Origin of the sequence: Pseudoalteromonas sp. ESRF-bin5, from assembly GCF_002632075.1 — a bacterium.
Lineage (GTDB): Bacteria > Pseudomonadota > Gammaproteobacteria > Enterobacterales > Alteromonadaceae > Pseudoalteromonas > Pseudoalteromonas marina.
Genome location: NZ_NTLW01000133.1, coordinates 1 through 5,412 on the forward strand (window position 1 = coordinate 1; position 5,412 = coordinate 5,412).

The 5,412-nt window shown below is 40.9% G+C and carries 4 protein-coding genes and 1 pseudogene; all 5 read right to left on the reverse strand.

Annotation, left to right across the window (positions count from 1 at the left end):
* On the reverse strand, positions 1–1,166 hold a 1,166-nt coding region (gene phoR, locus BCG07_RS07125), incomplete at its 3' end, for a phosphate regulon sensor histidine kinase PhoR (protein WP_286889535.1).
* A 60-nt stretch (positions 1,167–1,226) separates the two neighbouring features.
* On the reverse strand, positions 1,227–1,916 hold the full coding sequence (gene phoB, locus BCG07_RS07130; protein ID WP_006791869.1) for a phosphate regulon transcriptional regulator PhoB: 690 nt from the start codon (positions 1,914–1,916) through the stop codon (positions 1,227–1,229).
* Positions 1,917–2,504: 588 nt separating this feature from the next.
* On the reverse strand, positions 2,505–3,569 hold the full coding sequence (gene fba / locus BCG07_RS07135; protein ID WP_006791868.1) for a class II fructose-bisphosphate aldolase: 1,065 nt from the start codon (positions 3,567–3,569) through the stop codon (positions 2,505–2,507).
* A 200-nt stretch (positions 3,570–3,769) separates the two neighbouring features.
* Positions 3,770–4,945 (reverse strand): phosphoglycerate kinase, encoded by a 1,176-nt coding sequence (locus BCG07_RS07140; protein ID WP_006791867.1) that lies wholly within the window; start codon positions 4,943–4,945, stop codon positions 3,770–3,772.
* A 68-nt stretch (positions 4,946–5,013) separates the two neighbouring features.
* Positions 5,014–5,412 (reverse strand): annotated as a pseudogene (locus BCG07_RS07145) (erythrose-4-phosphate dehydrogenase); the annotation flags it as partial.

The window sequence follows — 5,412 nt, forward strand, 5'->3', positions numbered from 1 at the left end:
CCTGTGGTTCTGCTTCGTGCTTTATCCACACGATAAAACCGCTCAGTCAGTCGATTAATATGTTCTGCAGCAATGCCATCACCGTTATCAACAACAGTAAAACAAGCGGTATTATTTTTACGAAGCCAGCTAACCTGTATTTTTCCGCCAGGTTTAGTGTAATGAATAGCATTAAAGACTAAATTAGAAAACGCACTACGCAGCTCATCTTCAGAGCCTTTTATGTCGAGTGTGTTATCTATATCAAAGAGTAATTCGTGGCCTTTGTCTTGATTAATAGACTGGGCTTCTGTTTGAATATAACCAAGTAACTGAGGTACATTAATCGCTTTATCGTTATCTTGTCGGCGTGAACCTTCTATTCGGGAAAGGGATAATAACTGGCTGACCAAACTGTCCATGCGTTTGCACTGCTCAAGCATGGTAGATTGTGCTTTATTCCACATTGCAGGAGGCGGTAAGTTGTCGCTGTCCATCATTTCAAGGTAACCTGTAACCACCGTAAGCGGCGTACGCAGCTCATGCGATACATTGGCAACAAAGTCTTTACGCATTTGTTCAAGCTGCTTTAAACGGGTTACGTCGCGCACCACAACCATTAACTGCGTAGTTGCATAGGGCATTACCCTAAACTCAAGCACTTGTTCAATAGCATGGCCATTATCAAGTTCTAGTGCTTCGTCAAAATCACCTTTATGCATATATTTTGCAAACTTAGGTTCGCGTATCAAGTTATCTAAGCGCTGCCCATGATCGGTAGGCCACTGCAGCCCCAATACCTTAAGCGCCAGCTGATTGCACCACACAATGCTTAAATCGGTTTGAAGCACAATAACAGCATCGGGTACTGCTTCGGCCCCATCACGAAAACGCCTAATTAAATCGGCCAATTCATTTCGTTTTTTACGGTTACGGTGTTGCAGGTGGTAAATGCCTTCAAACACTTGCTCCCATGCACCTTCGCCTTCAGGGGGGTTAAAACTGCGCTGATTTAAAAGCCAATCGCTTAAACGGTATAATTGATGATAATGCCAAACAAGAAGTGAAAAAGAGCCTAAAAATAAAAGCAAAAAAGGTGCGCCAACTAGCACACCAATTAATAGTAAGGGTAAAAAATAGATAAACAGACGTTTTATTAACGCCTGCTTATTAACAACTCGATACATACACTCACTTTACCTTAGAGTAGTTATACACGTATAAAACTAAGCTGGTGTTTAAGTAGGTTATAGTTTACTTGAAAAACGGTACCCTGCACCACGCACGGTCTGAACCAAACGATCGTGTCCTAACGGGCCAATTGCTTTGCGTAAACGGCGAATATGAACATCAACAGTACGGTCTTCCACATACACATTGGTTCCCCACACATGATCTAACAATTGTTCACGGCTGTAAACCCGTTCAGGGTGAGTCATGAAAAAGTGAAGGAGCCTAAACTCTGTAGGGCCCATATCAAGCTCATTTCCTTCAGAAGTAACACGATGAGAAATAGGATCTAAGCGTAAGCCATGCACTTCAATTGCTTCTTCTAAAGAGGTTGGCGACACACGACGAATAACCGCTTTAATACGCGCCATTAATTCTTTTGGCGAAAACGGTTTAGTTACGTAGTCGTCAGCGCCTACTTCTAAGCCGCGTACTTTGTCTTCTTCTTCACCGCGAGCTGTAAGCATAATAATAGGTATTTGGCGCGTGTGTTCGTTTTGCTTAAACTTTTTAGCAATTTGAATACCGCTTCCGCCAGGCAACATCCAATCAAGCAATACCATATCAGGGTAAGGCTCAACCATTGCAGCAATAGCAGAATCATAATCTTCAGCTTCAATTGCCTGAAATCCATTTTGCTCTAATACAAAAACAAGCATCTCTCTGATAGGCGCTTCGTCGTCTACGACTAGTACTTTACGTGACATTCCAATTTATCTCTTAAGCTATCGAATAAGTTTTCATTATTATGACTAAGTATTACATTTTTATGAAAGTGTAACGTGTAAATTAAAATCGGGGTAAAAAAAAGCCAAATTAATAATAAAAATCTCACTCCTGTCACAAATTTATATATTTTAAAAATTGAATAAAGACATTTTTAGTACTTACAAAAACTAAACTTTAAATATGATCGAATACTCAGATCATTGCTTTACTAAGTCTGCCTTTGTTTGTATTTACTTAGCTTTTAATAGATCTGGATTTTACTAAGCTTCACTTTAAAGATCAGATTTTTACCAAGGCGATCAATGTTGAGATCAATACTCTACCTACTCAAAAAGTTAAGCTGTTGATTGTTTGTACAAATAAAAAAAGATCTGATTATTTTTAATGCTAAATAAAGCTAAAAATTACGTTTACTTAGTAAAGTAATGATCCAATACAACCTGTGTTAGTAAATGAGTGATCCCAATTGATACCGTTGGTAATTGCATGATCTGCTATTGGCAGGCAATAAAAAAGCCAGTAATAATATTACTGGCCTTTACACATTGATCTGTTTAATCGATCGATTATTTAATCTGTGGTGCTAACTCGCCGCTTAAGTACTTAAGGTGCATGTCATCAAGAGAAATTGGTTTAATTTTACCAGCCTGTCCTGCCGTTCCAAACGAGTTGTAACGCGCAACACAAATCTCTGTCATCGCTTTTGTAGCTTCTGCTAGGTATTTACGTGGATCAAAGTTAGATGGATTAAGCGCCATATGACGACGAATAGCACCGGTAGACGCTAAACGTAAATCGGTATCAATATTTACTTTACGAACACCGTGCTTAATACCTTCAACAATTTGCTCAACTGGTACACCGTAGGTTTCAGGAATTTCGCCACCGTACTGGTTTATGATCTCTAGCCATTCTTGTGGTACCGACGACGATCCATGCATTACTAAATGCGTGTTAGGAATACGTGCGTGAATGGCTTTAATGCGATCAATTGCTAAAATATCATCTGTTGGTGGGCGCGTAAATTTGTAAGCCCCGTGCGATGTACCACATGCAATCGCAAGCGCATCAACATGGGTTTTATTTACAAAGTCAGCTGCTTCTTCAGGATCAGTTAGCATTTGATCAGTTGTTAATTTACCTTCTGCGCCTACACCGTCTTCTTCGCCCGCTTCACCCGTTTCAAGTGAACCTAATACACCTAGCTCGCCCTCAACCGATACACCGCACGCATGTGCCATAGCCACTGTTTCGCGAGTAACTTCAACGTTGTATTCATAACTTGAAGGCGTTTTACCATCGCTCATTAACGAGCCATCCATCATTACTGATGAAAAACCAAGTTGAATTGAACGCTGACAAACACCGGGCGAGGTGCCGTGATCTTGATGCATTACGACAGGGATATGTGGCCACTCTTCAACGGCAGCTAAAATCATATGGCGAATAAATGGAGCACCGGCGTAAGCACGAGCGCCTGCTGATCCTTGAACGATTACTGGGCTGTTTGTTTTGTCAGCCGCTTCCATTATTGCGCGCATTTGCTCTTGGTTATTCACGTTAAAAGCGGGTACGCCGTAACCATGCTCAGCTGCATGATCTAAAAGTTGTCGCATACTGATTAAAGCCATTGGGTATTCTCCAATTTATCGATAGCATTTCACTGCCATCTAGTTTGAACGGATATGTTAGTTTGGCGTTTAAATAACACCACGAAACCCACTGCTCTGCAGTTAAGCTTCGTACACATTAATTATTAAATTAGGGTGAGAGGTATTTAATAATTAATGATTAGTGAGGGTTTCCCCTCACTTTACACGGCTAAATAACTTTATTTAGCGCGTGACTCTAGCATTTCTACTGCTGGAAGTTTTTTGCCTTCTAAAAACTCTAAGAACGCACCACCACCGGTAGAAATGTAAGAAACTTTATCGGCTATGCCGTATTTATCAATTGCAGCTAAAGTATCACCGCCACCCGCAATTGAAAATGCGTTTGAATTAGCAATTGCTTGAGCAATAGCACGTGTGCCGTTGCCAAACTGATCAAACTCAAATACACCTACAGGACCATTCCATACTACCGTGCCTGCATTTGCAATAATTTTAGCAAGTTGGCTGGCGGTATCTGGGCCAATATCAAAAATCATATCGTCGCTAGTCACTTCGCTTACATCTTTAAGCGTAGCAACTGCTGACTCTGAAAATTCATTACCTACCACTACATCCGTAGGAACTGGAATTTCACCATCGTTTGCCTTCGCTGCTGCACATAAACGATTTGCTTCATCCATTAAATCAGCTTCAAAAAGTGATTTACCTACCGGATTGCCTGCAGCTGCAATAAACGTATTAGCAATACCGCCGCCAGTTACTAGCTGGTCAACAATTTTAGACAGTGAATCTAGTACAGTTAGTTTAGTCGAAACTTTTGAACCACCCACAATAGCCACTAATGGGCGAGCTGGATTATCAAGTGCTTTTCCTAATGCTTCAAGTTCAGCCGATAGTAATGGGCCTGCACAGGCAACATCAGCAAATAAACCAACACCATGAGTAGACGCTTGTGCGCGGTGAGCTGTACCAAAGGCATCCATTACGTATACATCACATAAAGCTGCAAGTTGTTTTGATAACGCTTCGTCGTTTTTCTTCTCGCCCTTATTAAAGCGCACGTTTTCAAATACAACCACTTCGTTATCAGCTACATCTACGCCATTTAAGTAGTCTTTTTCAAGACGCACTGTTTGCGCTAGCGCGTCGTTTAGGTAATCAGCTACAGGGGCGAGCGAATATTCTTCGTTGTATTCCCCTTCCGTAGGACGGCCAAGGTGTGACATAACCATTACTTTAGCGCCTTTCTCAAGGGCTAATTTAATAGTAGGTAGTGCAGCACGAATACGCGCATCTGACGTCACTTTACCTGCTTTAACTGGTACATTTAAATCTTCACGAATTAATACGCGTTTGCCGTTTAAATCTAAATCTGCCATTTTTATGACCGACATGAATATCTCCTTAGTTAACGATACTGAACCTGAAAAATACGTTTAAATTATTATAGTAATATAAAAAGTTACTGAGTTACTGCAACCATCGCACGCGCGGTATCGAGCATACGATTTGCAAATCCCCACTCATTATCACACCAAACAAGTAACTTTATCAGCCGTTTGTGACTAACTCGTGTCTGTGTGCCATCAATAATACAAGAATGTGGATCGTGATTAAAATCAACTGATACAAGCGGCTCTTCGGTGTAACTTAAAATACCTTCGAGTCTATCTTTTGCTTGTGCTTTAAGTGCATTATTAACGGCCTTTAAATCTACATCGGCATTAACCGTTACACTTAAATCCATGGCCGTTACATTAATTGTTGGAACGCGAACAGCTATGGCCTCAAAGCGACCTTCAAATTTAGGTAATATGCGGTCTATACCGCGGGCAAGTTTTGTATCTACCGGAATAATAGA

Excerpts from the sequence above, each read along its gene's own strand:
- fba (WP_006791868.1), bottom strand. The coding sequence starts at position 3,569 with ATGGCTTTAATCAGTATGCGACAACTTTTAGATCATGCAGCTGAGCAT.
- BCG07_RS07140 (WP_006791867.1), bottom strand. The coding sequence starts at position 4,945 with ATGTCGGTCATAAAAATGGCAGATTTAGATTTAAACGGCAAACGCGTA.
- phoB (WP_006791869.1), bottom strand. The coding sequence starts at position 1,916 with ATGTCACGTAAAGTACTAGTCGTAGACGACGAAGCGCCTATCAGAGAG.